Source organism: Prochlorococcus marinus str. MIT 1013, from assembly GCF_027359395.1.
In the GTDB taxonomy this organism is placed as follows: domain Bacteria; phylum Cyanobacteriota; class Cyanobacteriia; order PCC-6307; family Cyanobiaceae; genus Prochlorococcus_B; species Prochlorococcus_B marinus_E.
Genome location: NZ_CP114778.1, coordinates 1,809,295 through 1,825,918, shown reverse-complemented (window position 1 = coordinate 1,825,918; position 16,624 = coordinate 1,809,295). Strand labels below are relative to the sequence as shown.

The 16,624-nt window shown below is 30.9% G+C and carries 16 protein-coding genes, 1 tRNA gene and 1 pseudogene; 11 read left to right on the top strand and 7 right to left on the bottom strand.

The features are described from left to right. The first annotated feature begins 12 nt into the window (after window positions 1-12). Together O5633_RS10325 and O5633_RS10320 are read left to right on the top strand one after the other, a co-directional pair. Complete coding sequence (locus tag O5633_RS10325) at window positions 13-282, top strand: DUF2470 domain-containing protein (protein ID WP_269609620.1); 270 nt, start codon at window positions 13-15, stop codon at window positions 280-282. A gap of 139 nt (window positions 283-421) precedes the next feature. Beyond that, a tRNA-Phe gene (locus O5633_RS10320) sits at window positions 422-497 on the top strand. Between the two features lie 553 nt (window positions 498-1,050). On the opposite strand, the gene O5633_RS10315 is transcribed toward O5633_RS10320, so the two are convergent. After that, entirely contained in the window at window positions 1,051-2,946 is a 1,896-nt protein-coding gene (locus O5633_RS10315) for a tetratricopeptide repeat protein (RefSeq protein WP_269609619.1), read from the bottom strand. Between the two features lie 750 nt (window positions 2,947-3,696). On the opposite strand from O5633_RS10315, the gene psaM reads away from it, so the two are divergent. Together psaM and O5633_RS10305 are read left to right on the top strand one after the other, a co-directional pair. Further along, on the top strand, window positions 3,697-3,864 hold the full coding sequence (gene psaM / locus O5633_RS10310) for a photosystem I reaction center subunit XII (RefSeq protein ID WP_269609618.1): 168 nt from the start codon (window positions 3,697-3,699) through the stop codon (window positions 3,862-3,864). Window positions 3,865-4,278: 414 nt separating this feature from the next. Continuing rightward, on the top strand, window positions 4,279-4,509 hold the full coding sequence (locus O5633_RS10305; protein WP_269609617.1) for a hypothetical protein: 231 nt from the start codon (window positions 4,279-4,281) through the stop codon (window positions 4,507-4,509). Between the two features lie 30 nt (window positions 4,510-4,539). Here the strand turns inward: O5633_RS10305 and O5633_RS10300 are convergent, their stop codons facing one another. Beyond that, window positions 4,540-5,586 carry an NAD-dependent epimerase/dehydratase family protein gene (locus O5633_RS10300; protein ID WP_269609616.1) on the bottom strand — a complete coding sequence of 349 codons (1,047 nt, stop codon included), beginning with the start codon at window positions 5,584-5,586 and terminating at the stop codon, window positions 4,540-4,542. A gap of 81 nt (window positions 5,587-5,667) precedes the next feature. Continuing rightward, window positions 5,668-6,586, bottom strand: a pseudogene (locus tag O5633_RS10295) (GDP-mannose 4,6-dehydratase). A gap of 167 nt (window positions 6,587-6,753) precedes the next feature. On the opposite strand from O5633_RS10295, the gene O5633_RS10290 reads away from it, so the two are divergent. From O5633_RS10290 to O5633_RS10275, 4 genes are all read left to right on the top strand, one after another. Further along, window positions 6,754-7,413: a TVP38/TMEM64 family protein gene (locus O5633_RS10290; RefSeq protein ID WP_269609615.1), complete on the top strand. Its 660-nt coding sequence runs from the start codon at window positions 6,754-6,756 to the stop codon at window positions 7,411-7,413. A 106-nt stretch (window positions 7,414-7,519) separates the two neighbouring features. Beyond that, window positions 7,520-8,311 carry a phycobilisome rod-core linker polypeptide gene (locus tag O5633_RS10285; RefSeq protein WP_269609613.1) on the top strand — a complete coding sequence of 264 codons (792 nt, stop codon included), beginning with the start codon at window positions 7,520-7,522 and terminating at the stop codon, window positions 8,309-8,311. A gap of 38 nt (window positions 8,312-8,349) precedes the next feature. After that, window positions 8,350-8,883 carry a phycobiliprotein lyase gene (locus O5633_RS10280; RefSeq protein ID WP_269609612.1) on the top strand — a complete coding sequence of 178 codons (534 nt, stop codon included), beginning with the start codon at window positions 8,350-8,352 and terminating at the stop codon, window positions 8,881-8,883. Window positions 8,884-8,897: 14 nt separating this feature from the next. Further along, a complete protein-coding gene (locus tag O5633_RS10275) occupies window positions 8,898-9,497 on the top strand; it encodes a chromophore lyase CpcT/CpeT (RefSeq protein ID WP_269609611.1) in 600 nt (199 codons plus the stop codon). A gap of 18 nt (window positions 9,498-9,515) precedes the next feature. Here the strand turns inward: O5633_RS10275 and O5633_RS10270 are convergent, their stop codons facing one another. Further along, the gene (locus O5633_RS10270) at window positions 9,516-10,835 is read right to left on the bottom strand and encodes a HEAT repeat domain-containing protein (RefSeq protein WP_269609610.1); all 1,320 of its coding nucleotides are present in this window, start codon (window positions 10,833-10,835) and stop codon (window positions 9,516-9,518) included. A gap of 167 nt (window positions 10,836-11,002) precedes the next feature. Here O5633_RS10270 and O5633_RS10265 point away from each other — a divergent pair, with 167 nt between their 5' ends. Continuing rightward, window positions 11,003-11,866, top strand: a complete 864-nt coding sequence (locus O5633_RS10265) for a HEAT repeat domain-containing protein (RefSeq protein ID WP_269609609.1) — start codon at window positions 11,003-11,005, stop codon at window positions 11,864-11,866. Between the two features lie 25 nt (window positions 11,867-11,891). Here the strand turns inward: O5633_RS10265 and O5633_RS10260 are convergent, their stop codons facing one another. From O5633_RS10260 to O5633_RS10250, 3 genes are all read right to left on the bottom strand, one after another. Continuing rightward, entirely contained in the window at window positions 11,892-12,488 is a 597-nt protein-coding gene (locus O5633_RS10260) for a glycosyltransferase (RefSeq protein WP_269609608.1), read from the bottom strand. A 60-nt stretch (window positions 12,489-12,548) separates the two neighbouring features. After that, the gene (locus O5633_RS10255) at window positions 12,549-13,016 is read right to left on the bottom strand and encodes a bleomycin hydrolase (protein WP_269609607.1); all 468 of its coding nucleotides are present in this window, start codon (window positions 13,014-13,016) and stop codon (window positions 12,549-12,551) included. A gap of 63 nt (window positions 13,017-13,079) precedes the next feature. Next, on the bottom strand, window positions 13,080-13,628 hold the full coding sequence (locus O5633_RS10250; protein ID WP_269609606.1) for a bleomycin hydrolase: 549 nt from the start codon (window positions 13,626-13,628) through the stop codon (window positions 13,080-13,082). A 225-nt stretch (window positions 13,629-13,853) separates the two neighbouring features. On the opposite strand from O5633_RS10250, the gene O5633_RS10245 reads away from it, so the two are divergent. Next, the gene (locus O5633_RS10245) at window positions 13,854-14,078 is read left to right on the top strand and encodes a hypothetical protein (RefSeq protein ID WP_269609605.1); all 225 of its coding nucleotides are present in this window, start codon (window positions 13,854-13,856) and stop codon (window positions 14,076-14,078) included. A gap of 88 nt (window positions 14,079-14,166) precedes the next feature. Next, window positions 14,167-16,581, top strand: coding sequence for an ATP-dependent helicase (locus O5633_RS10240; protein WP_269609604.1), 2,415 nt, complete (start codon window positions 14,167-14,169; stop codon window positions 16,579-16,581). Window positions 16,582-16,624: the final 43 nt, after the last annotated feature.

The window sequence follows — 16,624 nt, the reverse complement described above, 5'->3', positions numbered from 1 at the left end:
AAACAAAGATTCATGAATTCCGAACCCATCACTAAAGAGTCAAGTAAAAGAATATGCAATCACATGAATAAAGACCACCAAGACGCAGTAAATGCATATGCAGAATATTACGGGAACATAAAAAGTTTTAGATCAGCAAGAATTATTAGCCTCTGTCCAGAATCAATTCAGCTTAAAGTTGATGATAAAATATTAGACATAAAGTTTGATCATATTCTTAAAGACTGTTCAGATGCACATAAAACTTTGGTTAAGATGATTAAAGCTATTCCCTCGAAATAAAATTTACTGCAAAGAGACAAAAAAGCTAGATTTCTCAATATTTTCAAATTACCTCTTCAATGAGAGGGAAGGAAATTAAGGAGATTTCAATTTATTTTTCAATAAGGTACTAATGAATTGGTACATTATTAGAAGACAAGCCGGGATAGCTCAGTTGGTAGAGCAGGCGACTGAAAATCGCCGTGTCCCCAGTTCAAATCTGGGTCCTGGCACCATTAATAAGCACCGAAAGGTGCTTTTTTAATGCCTATTTACTATCTACTTCACTATGCTCTAATCGCCTATCAATATAGCGTTTTAAAGGGAAACAGAATATACCTTCCGTGAAAAACAAGGGCATTAGAGGCGATTCTGAGAAGTTTTGGATATGCTCTAAAATTCTCAGCAACCGTATCTGGTTTGGATAGGTTGAACTGTTCTGAATACTCCTGAATTAATTGAGGTAGGTCATCATTTCTGCGTGAAACATTTATGTAAATGCCTTGTGTTCTCATTTGATCTTCTTGTTTTTAGAATAATTATTTATTCGCCTTGAGAAACCGAGAACTGATACATACCTGCGAAGGTCTTGGGATGTTTTTCTTCAAACCTCCCCCAGTTCTGTAAGTTTATTTGTGTCTTATCTACTGGGAAAGGCTTCTTGCCTGTATTAATTAGTCATTCTTATTTCTTATCAGTTTTGATAATATCTCCTCAACAGGTTTAAGTATTTCGATATAGTTTTTACTCTTATTAATATAAGAAGTATTTAGAGCTCTTAGGCAAAACTCATTTTTGTAACTCCTTCTTTATTTTATTTAATGGTTCATCCCAAATACCAAATTCATTTTGCCTAAAGAGTTTCATTGAAGAGAACCAATAGCATTCAATCTCATTAGAACCAAAAGGCCAATAACAAGAAGTGGGAAGTAAAACATTCGTCTTTACACCTAGGGATGCTGAAAGTGTGGCAGTTAAATTTTCAATACTTATCACCTCATCACAAGCAGTTATTAATGAAGATAAACCATCAATATCATTAAACTTATCAATCTCTTCAACTTCATTTACACAAATACCATGTTTTAACCTTAGGTTATTGATTTCCTCTTTAACATCTCCGTATTGAAGACTTACAAAGCAAATATTAGATGAATTAATAGCTAAAATTAACTTTTCTAATGATATTTCACTATTAAAATATTCTATATTTTTTGTTTTCCATGAGATCCCAAAAAGCTTTTTTTGCTGATCTTTTATAAGATTGTCTCTTAATTCCTTAGATCTTTTTTTATTAGATTCTAAATATTTTTTTTCTGAGCATTGAAAACTTTTAAGAGTTGGTCTTAGAATTCTTGGTAAAGATCCCATAGATATTTGGCAATCATATTCAGCCTCATCAATTAAATTACCTCTCTCTTTATACTCAATTTCTTGATTAAAATATCTTTTCAAAAGCGGAATTAATCTTTTATCCGCTTGAACAATTAATTTGTCTACTAACTTTAACATATCAGGTAATAACGATAAAAATAATATTTCATCACCTAGCCCTTGCTCAGGCCACAACAAAACTCGTTGTTTCATATCTCTTTTCCATTCAGGTTTAGAAGTCTTTAATTTATTTTTCACTTTAAAGTGTCTAATTATTTTCCATCTCCATTCGTATTGATCCCAACCTTCGAGGAATTTCATAGATCTGAGAAGAATATGAGAGAGGTGTAAATGGGCATCTATAAATTCAGGTTCAATTTCAATAGCTTTACGAGTAAAAAATTCTGCTTCTTCTAATTTATTTAAATCAAGTAATATACACCCAAGATTACTATATGCTTTTGAATTATTAGGCTTTATTTTAATTGCTTTACGTATAGATAATTCAGCTTCTTTTATTTTTCCAATATCCTTGAAAATAGATGACAAATTAATTAGTATATCGAAGGAGTTAGGTTTCATTTCACTTGCTTTAAGAGCATAGTTTTCAGCTTCTTTAATTTCTCCTAAATCTCTTAATATGCATCCTAGATTGGAATATGATATGGCATGTTCAGGATTTAACTCTATAGACTTGCGTATTACCACTTCAGCCTTCTCTAAATTTCCTTTTTCTCTTAGAATAGATCCAAGAGATGAATAAAAAATACCAACATCAGGCTTTAACTTTATTGCCCTTAGTGCATATTTCTCTGCTTCTTCTAACTTCCCAATATCTTTAAGGATGTTAGCTAGATTATAATAGGCCTCAGCAAGATTAGGATCTAACTTAATGGCTTTATTGCAGGATATTTCTGCTTCCTTAAATTTACCAAGTTCTTGTAAAACAGTAGCAAGATTACAGTAAGCTTTTGGATAATCAGTATTCAATCTGATGGCTTTCCGTAAAGTCATCTCTGCTTCTTCTAGCCTACCAAGATCTTGTAATATAATTGAGTAATTCAAAAATACTTTTGGATCTTCAAAACCTTTATTAATAAACATCTTATAATATTTTACTGCATTATTTATATTTCCTATTGAATGAAATTTAAATGCATTGCTAATAATGTCTTCCTTAGACAATTGTTTAGATCGATTTCTCGATTTAATGTTTTCTTTATTGTTAGTTTTTAATGGGTATGGGACAGGGAATGTCTTTTCTCTGCTAGTTATTTTCTTTTCATTAAAACCTTTGCTAGAATCACTCATATTTAAGAAATGGTTTAACTCTGAAAGAATTTATAAGAATATTGTATCTGTTATAGGTTTAATTGAATACAGATTAAAAATAAATATTTTCCAATTTCTGCATTGAAAATTGAGTTTATTTAATTTACAGCAAGTTATTAGCATGAAATATATTTATTATTAATTTAATTTGATCCGCAAAAGGAAATTTCATAAAAAAGATTTTAATGGTGTATACGAATTTTTGATGACAATTGATTATTTTGTGTTTCTCCAAATCTCGGTTCTTCCAATTTTTAAAACCTTTTACAAAAAGCATTCTTTAATTTAGACCCGTAGTACATATAGCTTTGTGTTTTAATAAGCTAATCAAGAGTAATATGAGGAATTTTCTTCAAACTTGAATGAAGAAGCAAGATTTTATTTCCCCTACTTTGAGTTAAGCGCTGATGAATCCAAAATTTTAATCTCGACGAACTATCGTTCTGCAAATAAGTAAGGATAGAACTACAAAATAGTTTCTGAGAAAACTGGATTAACTGAAAATGGGGGGGGGAACTGATTTTGTCTTTCCCTATGGGAAACTTAATTTATTTTTTCAAGCAGCAAGTAACCCTTTAAATAGCAAGGTCTTATATCTCAAGGCCTTTTTAATCTATTTGAGAAGATTCCTGATTATTACAAAACTGTATAAGAGTTGATACTGGATGCTTAAAAAATAAAAGATCATTTCTATCTTGGGTTAGCATGAAAGCAATTAGTAGTTAAGAAATGATCAACCTTTTACTTGGAGTTCAAAGCACTTTCGATTTATCCAAAGTGGATTTCTCCTCAGGTCTAGGTATAAACTCACCTGATCTTGCCGGCATCACCTTTTTAATGGTTATGTTTGCTGGAGTTCTAGCTTTGAGGCTTGGAACAACTCTTAGAGATTCATAGTTCCAAATAATCTCATAAAAACCAAATTACAAGTCATTAACTCACAGTCGATCCTAACGAAAAATAAATAATAGATTTTTTAATTTAATAACCATATGATTTTTCTAATCTCTTCGTCTTAGTATGAAGTTTATAAGCACTATGAAGAGCACAATCAATAAAACTAAAAAATCGTTAATATCTGGCAAAATGAGTATTTGATAGCCAAATCTACTTTAAACAATATTCATAAATTATGTTGGGTTTAAAATCATTTATCTTGAAATTACTTTGTTATGTTTTTAGAATTAAGAAAAACATTAGCTAAAATTTATCAAATAAATCAAATAATGCTTAAATAAGTTACAAAACCATGCCTGTTTTTAATAATCTTATTTGGTATATTAAATCAACTAAGCATTTAAGCCTCCACTTATGAATTCACATTCTTCTAATGAAAATTTATATAATAATGCCGATAGTTTTGCTATGGCATTTGATGATGCATGGAAAAAAAATGTTACTGGAAAAGATAAAGATAAAAACATAGAAGAGAAAATTAAAATAGCTTTTCAGGAAATTGAAACCCATCCTTTCCTAATCGAAAATCCAATCGAATCCAAAAGAATAGCTCTCTTCAGGATAAAATTATTAGGTCTTTACTAATTTATACTAAAGGATGAAGAAATTATTTTCTTAAGATATATTTTTAAAATAATCTAAATACCATTCTGAAAACAATTGAATGCCTTTTTCTATAGAAGTTGTTGGTTTATAGTCTACCCATGAATTAAGCAAGTCCATCTTTGCTGCAGTAGAAACAACATCTCCAGGCTGCATGGGTTGGAAATCTTTTATTGCTTTCTTTCCTAAACTCTTCTCCAATAAATCTATAAAATATGTAAGCTGAATTGGACTTGAATTACCTATATTAAAAATCCTATAAGGTGCAGATGAAGTAGAAGGATTTGGAATAAGTGGATTAAAATCATCATCAATAGTAGCCTTCTTAAAACAACATCGGATTATCCCCTCCACTACGTCATCAATATAAGTAAAGTCTCTCTGCATTTCTCCTTGATTAAATACTTTAATTGGCTCATTTTTTAAAATTGATCTCGCGAAAATCATTGGGGCCATATCTGGTCTACCCCAAGGCCCATAAACAGTAAAGAAGCGAAGACCAGTCGTTGGCAAATCATATAAATGGCTATAGGTGTGGGCCATTAATTCATTAGATTTCTTAGTTGCAGCATATAAACTTACTGGATGATTTACTGCTTGCGCTTCATTGAAAGGAAGATTCTTATTACCACCATATACAGAACTACTAGAGGCATAAATCAAATGGGGAATTTTGTTCTGCCTACACACTTCAAGTACATTAGCAAAACCTACTAGATTACTTTGTATATAAGCAGAAGGATTTGTTATTGAATAGCGAACACCAGCTTGAGCTGCAAGATGAACAAAACTTTTTGGACTATATCTGTTAATTATTTCTGATAATACTTTATTATCTTCAATACAAATTTCATGAAAAATCCATTCCCCTTTTTTCTCAGAGAATTTCTCGATTTCCTTTAATCTTGCTCTTTTTAATGAAGTAGAATAATAATCATTTATATTATCGATACCAATAACTTTAAAATCAAAAGAAAGAAGAGCTTTTACCAAAGCTGCTCCTATAAAACCTGCGGCACCTGTAACTATAATCTCCTCAATAACTTGCTTTGGATTCATGGATTTATTATGATTAAAAAAATAAAATATTTTTTATTATAACATTTTACTAATCAAATCTTAATATAGAAAAATAATTGATTATTGATTTTTCGCAGAGTAATTTTTTTTTTGAAAATATTCACGTGTAATTTCCAATCCCTCATTAAACTTGATTTTTGGGTTCCATCCCAATTCTTTCTGTGCAAGACTAATTGAAGGTTTTCTTTTTAAAGAATCATCTTCTAGTCCTATTAAAAAATTTAGATTTACTTTTTTAATAGATGTACTTCTTTCTAAGTTTGCGATTTCAAGAATAGATAATTCTTCTCGGTTACTTAAATTATAGGGCCTGTATTTGAAGAATTCATAAATAAAATTAAACTGTCGATCAAGTCATAAATGAAAAAAAGCTTCGAGTTTGATTACCATACAATAAATATTTACTAATAAGTCTTCCATTATCTAATAACATTCTAGGAGCATAAGTATTAAATATTCTGGCAATTCTTATCTCTATTTTATGGATTCTCATATAGTCATAACACAATGATTCGGCGACACTTTTACCCTAGTTATAACAACTAGGAATTCCTATGGGATTTACATTTCCACTATATTCCTCTGTTTGAGGTTGTATTTAAGGATTGCCATAAACTTCACTAGTACTTGCGAATAATATTCGAGCGCCAACTCTCCTCGCTAATCCAAGCATATTGTAAGTTCCGAGAAAACTCGTTTTAGCTGTTTTAATAGGGTTAAATTGATAATGAATTGGAGAAGCTGGACAAGCTAAATGCCAAATCCTATCTACATCAAGCTTGATTGATGCGGTAAAGTCATTATGTATAAGCTCAAAAGATGGATGCCCAATCCAATGTTCAATATTTTCTTTACTACCAGTAAAAAAATTATCCAAACATATAACTTTTTCTTCAGACTTCATTAAGCTATTAACAAAATGAGAACCCACAAAGCCAGCTCCTCCAGTAACCAAGTTTTTCAAAGGAGATGTGGGCATAAATTTCACGCTTTACAATTTTATTTAGTATCGTGCCAAAAATCATGAAATTGATTAATTTCATGTCACGTAAATCTTTATGGATTAACTAAATCAAACACATTTTAAATAAGATAATTAAATTAGAAATCTTTTAAGAGCTTATCCTCTATAGCTAGGAGTTCAATTTGAAAAAAGAAAAATTAAAAAAGTTCCTTTCTATTGCATTATTCACAGGTGCTTTCATTTTACTTGTCTTCTTAATTCAAACGTATGGAATTGAACCATTAAGAAGTGCCGTTAAAGAAATGGGCATTTGGGCACCTCTGGGAATTCTTATACTTCGAGGCATAAGCGTAATCCTTCCAGCATTGCCTAGCTCAGTTTATTCACTTTTAGCTGGATCATTACTTGGTTTCAAAACAGGCTATCTTACTATATTTATATCTGACCTAATTTTCTGCCAGTTAGCATTTTTTATAGCTAGAAATTTCGGGCGTGCTCCTGTTCGGAAATTAGTTGGCATAAAAGCCATGAAAAGAATTGAGAGTTTTAATCAAAATCAACTAGAAGGAAATTTCTTTCTAATGACTGGACTACTAATGACTGGACTTTTTGATTTTTTAAGCTATGCCCTAGGGATAGGGGGAACACGTTGGAGGCTTTTTACGCCCGCTCTAATAATCAGTTTATTAATAAGTGATTCAATTATTGTTGCTGTTGGAGCAGGCGTAAGTCAGGGCGCCGGACTAATGCTTGGGGGCGCACTACTTGGAGTGTTTGCACTAGCAACCATCGCTGGATTTAATAAAAATAGAGTCTCCGCAACTCAAGAGAAAAGCCATTGAATTCAAAACGATTTATTAAGAAATCAAATAATATAGGTAACTAAAAAGAAAAAATTTATATTTATTCTCTTTATATTGTTAAACTTACTTAGTACTAAATATTGATATGTCAAGTATTCCATTTAAAGCGTTCAAAATAGGAGCAGAATCTATTAATAAAAATCCAGTTAAGTATAATAAAAGCAGAGTGTCTGGAAGTAAAAAAACAACCTATGGATTACATATAAGAGGAGTATCCATGCCAGGAGAAAAAGAAAAATTCACAGTCACATCTAAAACCAAACCTAAACAATTCGAAAACTTAATTAATAACAAAGTCATGAGCAGTTACAGAAGGGATAAAATTGAAAGTTATAAATACAAAATACCAAATAAAGAAAGTGCTGGAATAAATATGCTTCAAATAAAAGAATTTGTTCCTAATGATGATGATGCATTACTTGTAGCAATCAATGCATTATATAAAAATATCTTTGGAAACTTATCTTTAATGCAATCGGAGCGTCCAATTGATATTGAAAGGAAACTAAGAAATGGTGATATCACCGTAAGAGAATTTACAAGAAGAATTTGCAAATCAATTATTTATAGAAATTTCTACTTTGATAGTATTAGCCAATATAAATCTATCAAGTTAAGATATAAGCATATTCTTGGTAGGACCATCAAAAGTCAAGTCGAACTAACTCTAAGTTCTAATATTATAAATAACCTAGGTTTTGAGGCTCATATTGATTTTCTAATAGATTCTGATGAATATAATAATGTTTTTGGTGAAGATATAGTTCCATATATGAGGCCATGGAATTCTCCAATTGGTTTTAAAACAAAAAGTTTTCTAGAAACTTCATCCATAACAAAAGCTTTCGCTACGAGTGACATTTCTCAAATTATTTAATTGTCTAAAAATAAATTAATCCAAACTCAAATAAAGTAATGAATATTGAAGATTTTTTTTTAAAAAGCGTTGGGGAATGGAACTCAATGAGAAGCGGACATTCACTAGCATTTCAAGAATTTGAAGAAATAAGAAGTAAAATAAAAATATTTCGTTCTAAAAGCAACGATTCTAGAGTTATTAAATTTCTAAAAGATAATTCAATCACTACTAGTGCAGTAAATAAAGCATTCCTAATTAATTGGGAAGCAAAAAGTGAATGGGATGATGAGAATCAAAAAGAAAACTCTTCTGGAGAAAGTATACTTGTTCCAATAGAGATTTCTAAAACAGAAGGAAAGATAATTAGGAGCATTGGATACTCTGAAGCAGTACAAGTCGTATCATCATATAAAATTCTTGTTGATGAGACACTAATTATTTATTCAAACTATAGTGATATTTGTACAGAAGAAAGAATATGGTTTGTCTCAAACAATTTAAGGAGTAGATCTTCTGTTACTAGAGCAATAGGTTCATTAGCTATCCTGCAAACATCTTATGCATCGGAAATTCGATATATAAAAAAATAAAATATATCTAAAAGATGGGAAACAAAAATATACTTGAATTTGCAAAGATAGTTTCAGGAGTATTTAGTAATAAGAAACAAGCATTAGATAATCCAAAAAACTTTGCGCATATTCAAATACATATTCGGCCATTGTTTTTTAAAACATATAAATGTTTTGCGTTTTACTCAGAGCAGAGATATCAACACGATATATGGAATCCATACAGACAGTCTATAAATAAATTATACCAAGAAAAAGATTTTTTTATTTTAACTAATCATAAGATTGAAGATAAAGAAAGATTCACTGGTGGTGCTTTAGATATATCTCTTCTAGACAATATATCTAAATATAAGTTATGTAAAAAGTCTGGGTGTTCTATGTATTTTAGAGAAATAAAGCCAGGAATTTTTTCAGGAACTATAGAATCAGGTTGTAAATGCTATGTACAATATGGGAAAGATAAAACTTATGTGAAAAGTGAAGTGACAGTTAATAAAAAAAGTCTTATTTCTGAAGATTCTGGATATGAAGTAGAAACTAATAAAAAAATTTGGGGGTCAGACTTTGGTCCATTAATATTTAAAAAAATAGATGATTTCGATTGTTTTATTGACGAGAATTGGAAATAGAACATCAATTTATCTTTACTAAAGGGGAATTAACTTAGAACAAATTTCTTGTGCCTTTAATCTCACAAATCTATGACTATCATTAAAAAATAATTTAGCGTAATCTTTTTTAATATGAATTTTCTTATTTTGCAATACTAGCAAGGCTGTATATCTATTTTTCCAATAAGGTGTATGCCTCTCATCTATAAAATGATTTATATTATTATAGAATTTAGTTTCATTTAAACAACCCAATATTTGTATTGCTGAAGATTTAAATTTCATATAATTAGGCCAATTATCTGATAATAAAAAATCTACTTTATCTAAAATAGATTTATCATATAATTGCTGATCTAATAGAAATTTATATGAATTTATAAAGAAATATATTGCCCCATAATCTGATTTAGCTCTATCCCAATTATTATTTAAACAATACAAGACTTCTTCAGAAGGAAATTTTTCTAATTCTTTCATTGATTGATAGCATCTATTAAAATCTGTATGAAAAAGCTGCTCTATTAAAAAGCTTAAATCTTTTTCAAAATTATAAATTTCTAAAGTATCTATCTTTTTAGGATCATCAATAATAACTGAATCAAGGGAATTGATTAGATTTAAATTTTCCCGAGATCCACATTCATCAATCCAAAGAGAGTCTATTACCTGTAATTTAAATGATGGAGAAATTGGAGACTTGATTAAAAAAGGTAAAACAGACAAATTACCAGCATTTATAATATCTTGAGCTGCACAATGTCTATCATTTTGATTAGATAGTCTCAAGAGATCCTTTAAATCATTAAGTTTATCCTCTTCGCCACAAAGTTTTATTAATGCCGCAAGAGAGGCTCCTTTAACTCCATTAGAAGATTGCGTATCAGTTGATAATGATCTAATCTTATCTATTTCTTTTCTAACACCTAAATTAGTTAATGTTTGTATTACTACTCTTTTGTTATTAAATTGCTTATATAATAATGAGCAAATGATATTAATAATATCAATATCATTACATTTAAGTTTACCTAATGACCAAATAGCTGTCTCAACAAGATAATCATCATCATTTTTTAGAAAATCTGCAATAATGGGTATCGCTTTTTTACAATCAAAAACAGCAAGAACTTCTATCGCTTTTCTTCTTGCTATCTTATATTCAAGTTTTTCACAGTCATATTTAATAAAGTCAAGAAGTACAAGTTCTGATTCTTCGCATGGAAAATTTGCTAAGTGAAATACAGCTTTATAATAATCGGCTAAGATCTTAATTTCTGAAATTGGTTTTCTAAGAGTATTAATAGCATCGGTTTTATTGATTTTCGGTAGATTATTAAATGGATTGTATTGCACTTTGAATATAAGGATCTGTATTTAGTAGATAAGATGAATGCATTATATTCAGTATAAAATTTATGCTGAATATAAAAGGATATTATTTATGAAAATACATGTAATAAGATTATAGTGAATAATTTAATCTAGATTATATAATAAGCTTTCAAGTGGATAATAAAAAAGTGGATAATCACTCGGAGAGTAACCTAACAAACAAAAAAGAAAAGAAAAAAAACAAGGGAGGCAACCACAACAAAAGAAGTAAGAAAAAATCACGTCAAACCGACATCAAGTTGTTAATCAAAGGCCTTGGTGATGACAATGGTCTAGCCAGAAGAATGCATGCAAAAGAATTAGCCCAAGTAGGTGCTGCCGCTTTACCTGAGTTAATTAAAGTACTTCTTAATAGTAAAAACGTAATACAGAGAAGAGCTGCAGCAAAGACTTTAAAGTTAGTTGAAGATCCAACAGCCTTACCTCATTTAATAAAAGCACTTACCAATGATTCAGATGCTGTAGTGCAATTCTCCGCAGCTGGTGCAATTGCGATTTTTGGCGAGGATGCTGCAAACCATCTAATCATTCTCTTAGAGAATCAAGACCATACAGAAATGCAATATGGTCTTGCAGCCTGGTGTTTAGAATTTATTGGAGCTAAAGCCCCTAATGCAATAAAAAAAGCAGCTAAATCAAAAAATACCAATGTGAAATCAGCTGCAATTTCTGCACTTGAAGAGCATATTAGACACTCTCAAGATCAAGAAGCAATTCAATTAGTAGAAAGTGCTATTAATGATACTGATGAAAATGTTCAGATTGAAGCTATTAAATTAGTTGGTAAATTGTATAGAATAGAATCTTTAGTTTCTACCTTAATATTAAAATTAAATAATAATAGCTTAGATATTCGAAAAGCTTCCGTATTATCGTTGATGCAACTTAATATTAACGAAGCTATAAATCCACTAAAAGACCTCCTTAAGATTGAGCAGGATAAAAATGTTAGAGCAATAATTAAATTAGCTATAAAAAAAATCGATAACTAAAAGGCTTGTAAAATAAGATAAAATATTAACTCATCTTAGCTATTGAAATATCTTCTTTTATCATTGGATCAATAGATTTATCATTCAATAACTCACCAAATAAATCTTCAATAGTTTGATCTCTCATTTCTAAAAGAGCGCTAATCGAAGCTTTTGCTCTTAACAAGTTTTTATCCCTACAAGTTTTCATCAAAATATTTCTACCATTTGTACCTAATTGCCTCAAAAGAGAAATAACAGTCAATATTATTTCAGGTGAATCATCTTTAAGCGCTAAATCAATTACTGACATCTCCTCCTGAGTTAATTCTATTAAATTAAAATTAACGACAACTTTGATCATTGTTTTAAGGCAGCTAACTTTAACAATTTTATTGCTTGTAGTCATATAAATTGGAACTATTGATTTTAAAGTTTTATTTCCAAAGCTACCCAAAGCCAATATTGATTTTCTTCTTATTATTAAATCTTTTTCCTTGAGATTAGCTAAAAGATTATCCATAAATTTAACCTCAAAATCTTTTCTTAATATCAAAAGTGCTTTAGAATTTATATTTGGATTTGGATGCAAAAAATCTTTATAAAGTTCAATATATTTATCTAAATATAAAGAATTAGTCATTATAATTTCCAACCATTACTTAAAATCTATAAAAGATATTATACTTCAATTAATATATTTTTATGCAAGTGCATTTATTAAATAATCTAATAATCCTTTAAATTCTGTTTCAGCTTGCTGACTCATGACTTCATTGATTTTAATTTCATCTCGTATAAAAATAAATGCTTCTATATATGCTGCGGTTGGCAATAGCTGAATACGAATAATTTCTCTCATGCCTGATATCCCCCATTCATCTAAGGGACCAGTACCACCAGTTACTAAGCAATAATTAATAAGACGCAAGTAATGATGAATATCTCTTACACATTTATCTTTATTAGCCTGTTCATATGAACCATTTTGATATACAGCATCAACAGCAAGATTGGTAAATTTATCAATGCAAGAAGCAAGTTTCTCTGCGGCCTCTAGACGAGCTTTAGCTCTATCAAAAGAACCTTTAACCGACTCAAAATCGCTCATGCTAGGAAATCTTCCTGCTGCATCAGCTGCGCTAACAACGGTTGTAACTGCAGATTTCATAGTGAGTTAATAAGATTTAGTTTAAAATGACTTAGAAGAGGAATTGAAATTTGAGTTGAATATTCAACTCAAAGCCTCTATTACAAGATCAAAATAGGTTGCTGCCTCCGCAGCGATATCTTGACATTGTGCTCCTGAGCCAGAATTAATGCCCTTAAACATTTTTCTTCCTGTATTTGTCTCAGTCATAATTGCAACTGTGGCAATCTTCATTATTTCAACCGCCCTAATAGCATTAGAAGTTGGGACTCCAAGAGCTAAATAAGTTTCTTTTAAACCATTGAGGCATCTATCTTCAAGAACAGAAGGATCTCCTGAAAGAAGTGCATAGCTTACATATCTCAAAATAATTTCTCCATCCCTTAAACAAGCTGCCATTCTACGTGTTGGATAACAATGTCCCCCTGGCTGAGTAAGTCCAGTATTTTCACAAACCATTCCTGCCACAGCATCTGACGCTATGCAAGAAACATTTTGAGTGATTGCGAGGGTTGCATCAATTCTTTTATTTGCATCCGAAACGTACTTTCTTAAATCCGAAAGATCCTCACTTCCTATTGCTGCACCTTTGGCGTCAGCATTTACAACTGTTCTAGAGAACGCATCAAGCATCTTTTGAATACCTAGGCTCTATAAAAAAAAGTTAAATAAGCAATGACTATAAAGACATTGCTTATTTAACTTAAGACTTACAGTCAAATTTCACTGAAAGAGACCTAAGAACGCAATGCTTCTTAACTGTAAAAAGAATTTCTACTCACATCATTCATAGAGTTATCTCAAAAAGCTTATAAGCAAATGGGATATCACTGATTTGAGCTATTGTTAAGACAAAAAATGCAAAGTCCTACAGAAGAAGAGTTAGAAGAATCAATTAAGGAACTAACCGAGTACAAAAATCGTTTAGAAAAAGAGGTTGCAACTATTTCAAACAAGCTAAAAATGCCTCAAAAAAAAATCAACTCAATTATTAATTCACATTCAGAGATTAATCAAATAAAAATAATACTTTCTAAACTAAATAAACAAAAAGAAAATATGACTTCTAGTTTAATAAAATAACTTTATTTTATCTGCTTACATCATATAAAATGATCTCTATTAATTTGGCTAAAGTTAAATTTAGATTAATGTATTTTCAGTCTGTAAAATGAAACAATCAAACAATATATTTTTAAATGGATTAAACCAAGCTCAGTCTCAAGCAGTCGATCATTTTCATGGTCCATTATTAGTTATAGCAGGAGCAGGGAGTGGTAAAACTAGAGCACTTACTCATCGTATTGCGCATTTAATTATTGAATATAAAGTTGATCCAAGCTCTATTCTTGCAGTCACCTTTACCAATAAAGCTGCAAGAGAAATGAAAGATAGACTTGAATTACTTTTAGCAAAAAGATTAGCAAATGTAAGTCATGGTAAGCCTTGGTCTTCCTTGCAAGTAGCAGAACAAAGACAAATTCGTAATCGTATATATCGTGAAATCAGCCGTGAATTATGGATAGGAACTTTTCACGCTTTATTTGCAAGATTATTACGCTTTGATATTGACAAGTTCAAAGATCCTGAAGGATTGACCTGGACTAAGCAGTTTTCAATATACGACGAAACAGATGCACAAAGTCTGATCAAAGAAATAGTTACACAAGACCTGCAATTAGACCCTAAAAGATTTGAGCCCAAAAAAGTTCGCTGGGCAATCAGTAATGCCAAAAATCAATGCTTACTTCCTGATGATTTGTCAAAAAGTCAAGAAGGTCAGAGAGTCAAATTAGTTGCTGAAACTTATAGACTTTATAGGAAAGCTTTAGCTGCTAATAATGCATTAGATTTTGATGATCTTCTATTAATACCTGTTCAATTACTACAGCAAAATGAAAATATTAGAACTTATTGGCACAATCGTTTCAAACATGTTCTAGTCGATGAATACCAAGATACTAATTGGACACAATACGAATTAATCAAACAATTGGTTACCAATGGTAAAGAACCATCTTCTTTTAAAGATTGGAATAATCGATCAGTTTTTGTTGTTGGCGATGCAGATCAAAGTATTTACAGCTTCAGAGCTGCGGACTTTAGAATACTAATGGGATTTCAGGAGGACTTTGGGAAAAAAAATCAAGACAATATAAATGATTCAACTCTCGTAAAACTTGAAGAAAATTATCGGTCTACAGCTACCATTCTCGAAGCAGCAAATTCATTAATTTCCAACAATAAAGAAAGAATAGATAAAGTTCTTAGAGCAACTAGAGGAGAAGGTGAACCTATCAAATTAACAAGGTGTGACGATGAGATAGCAGAGGCAGAGGCAGTCATTCATAGGCTAAGAATTTTAGACGCATCGAATCCAGAATTAAATTGGGGAGATATGGCTATCCTCTATAGAACTAATGCTCAATCAAGAGCAATCGAAGACTCATTAGTCCGGTGGAGTATTCCATACATTGTGGTTGGAGGATTGCGTTTTTATGACAGAAGAGAAATTAAAGATCTACTAGCTTATTTAAGACTTTTAATTAACCCATCTGACAGTGTCAGTCTTCTAAGAGTTTTAAACGTTCCTAAAAGAGGGATTGGTAAAACAACAGTTCAAAGATTGAGTGATGCTGCTAGTCAATTACAAATTCCCCTTTGGGAAGTTGTAAATGACCCCGAAGCTGTCAGATCTCTTGCGGGAAGATCAGCTAAAGGTCTTTTGATTTTTAGTGAGCTTATAAATGAATTGCAAAGTAATCTTCTTTCTTCAAGCCCGGCCGAGTTAGTTCAATTAGTTTTAGAAAAAAGTGGCTATTTAAGTGAATTAATTGCAACAGGAACAGATGAGGCAGAGGAAAGAAGGCGCAATCTTCAAGAGTTAGTGAATGCAGCTTTGCAATATCAGGAAGAAAGTGAAGATGCAAATTTAGAAGGTTTTTTATCAACGGCTGCTTTATCAAGCGATGTAGATAATAAAGACACTGCATCAAATCGCGTCACATTAATGACTCTTCACAGCAGTAAAGGTTTGGAATTTCCTGTTGTTTGTCTTGTGGGAATGGAGCAAGGTTTATTCCCAAGCTATAGATCACTTGATGATCCATCTTCACTTGAGGAAGAAAGGCGACTTTGTTATGTAGGACTTACTAGAGCGAAAGAAAAACTATTTCTCTTTCATGCATCTGAGAGAAGAATGTGGGGAGGGATGAGAGAACCTGCTATCGCATCTATATTTCTTTCTGAAATCCCGGAAGATCTTGTTCAAGGAGATATCCCATTATCTGGTGGGGCTTCACTGAGAAGAGAAAAAAATCTAGATAGACTTACTAGAATTGATCGCCAAAGTAATAAAAAGTCTTTTCTTAGTGGAGGTGAAAATGGAGTAAGAAAAACATATTCTGGTCCTTCCCCAGGGAAAAGATGGTCAGTTAACGATAGAGTTGAACATTCTTCATTTGGAGAAGGAAAAATAACACATGTTTTTGGTTCAGGAGAAAAAATCTCACTTGCTATAAAATTCTCAGGGATGGGACCCAAAATATTGGACCCAAGACTAGCTCCATTGAAATTAATAGATTAGTAAAATTCAAACAAGACATGTTAATCAATTAAAAATTATATCT

Coding starts and splice junctions, on each gene's coding strand:
- O5633_RS10325 (WP_269609620.1), top strand. CDS start 13: ATGAATTCCGAACCCATCACTAAAGAGTCAAGTAAAAGAATATGCAAT.
- O5633_RS10315 (WP_269609619.1), bottom strand. CDS start 2,946: ATGAGTGATTCTAGCAAAGGTTTTAATGAAAAGAAAATAACTAGCAGA.
- psaM (WP_269609618.1), top strand. CDS start 3,697: ATGATCAACCTTTTACTTGGAGTTCAAAGCACTTTCGATTTATCCAAA.
- O5633_RS10305 (WP_269609617.1), top strand. CDS start 4,279: ATGAATTCACATTCTTCTAATGAAAATTTATATAATAATGCCGATAGT.
- O5633_RS10300 (WP_269609616.1), bottom strand. CDS start 5,586: ATGAATCCAAAGCAAGTTATTGAGGAGATTATAGTTACAGGTGCCGCA.
- O5633_RS10285 (WP_269609613.1), top strand. CDS start 7,520: ATGTCAAGTATTCCATTTAAAGCGTTCAAAATAGGAGCAGAATCTATT.
- O5633_RS10280 (WP_269609612.1), top strand. CDS start 8,350: ATGAATATTGAAGATTTTTTTTTAAAAAGCGTTGGGGAATGGAACTCA.
- O5633_RS10275 (WP_269609611.1), top strand. CDS start 8,898: ATGGGAAACAAAAATATACTTGAATTTGCAAAGATAGTTTCAGGAGTA.
- O5633_RS10260 (WP_269609608.1), bottom strand. CDS start 12,488: ATGACTAATTCTTTATATTTAGATAAATATATTGAACTTTATAAAGAT.
- O5633_RS10255 (WP_269609607.1), bottom strand. CDS start 13,016: ATGAAATCTGCAGTTACAACCGTTGTTAGCGCAGCTGATGCAGCAGGA.
- O5633_RS10250 (WP_269609606.1), bottom strand. CDS start 13,628: ATGCTTGATGCGTTCTCTAGAACAGTTGTAAATGCTGACGCCAAAGGT.
- O5633_RS10245 (WP_269609605.1), top strand. CDS start 13,854: ATGCAAAGTCCTACAGAAGAAGAGTTAGAAGAATCAATTAAGGAACTA.
- O5633_RS10240 (WP_269609604.1), top strand. CDS start 14,167: ATGAAACAATCAAACAATATATTTTTAAATGGATTAAACCAAGCTCAG.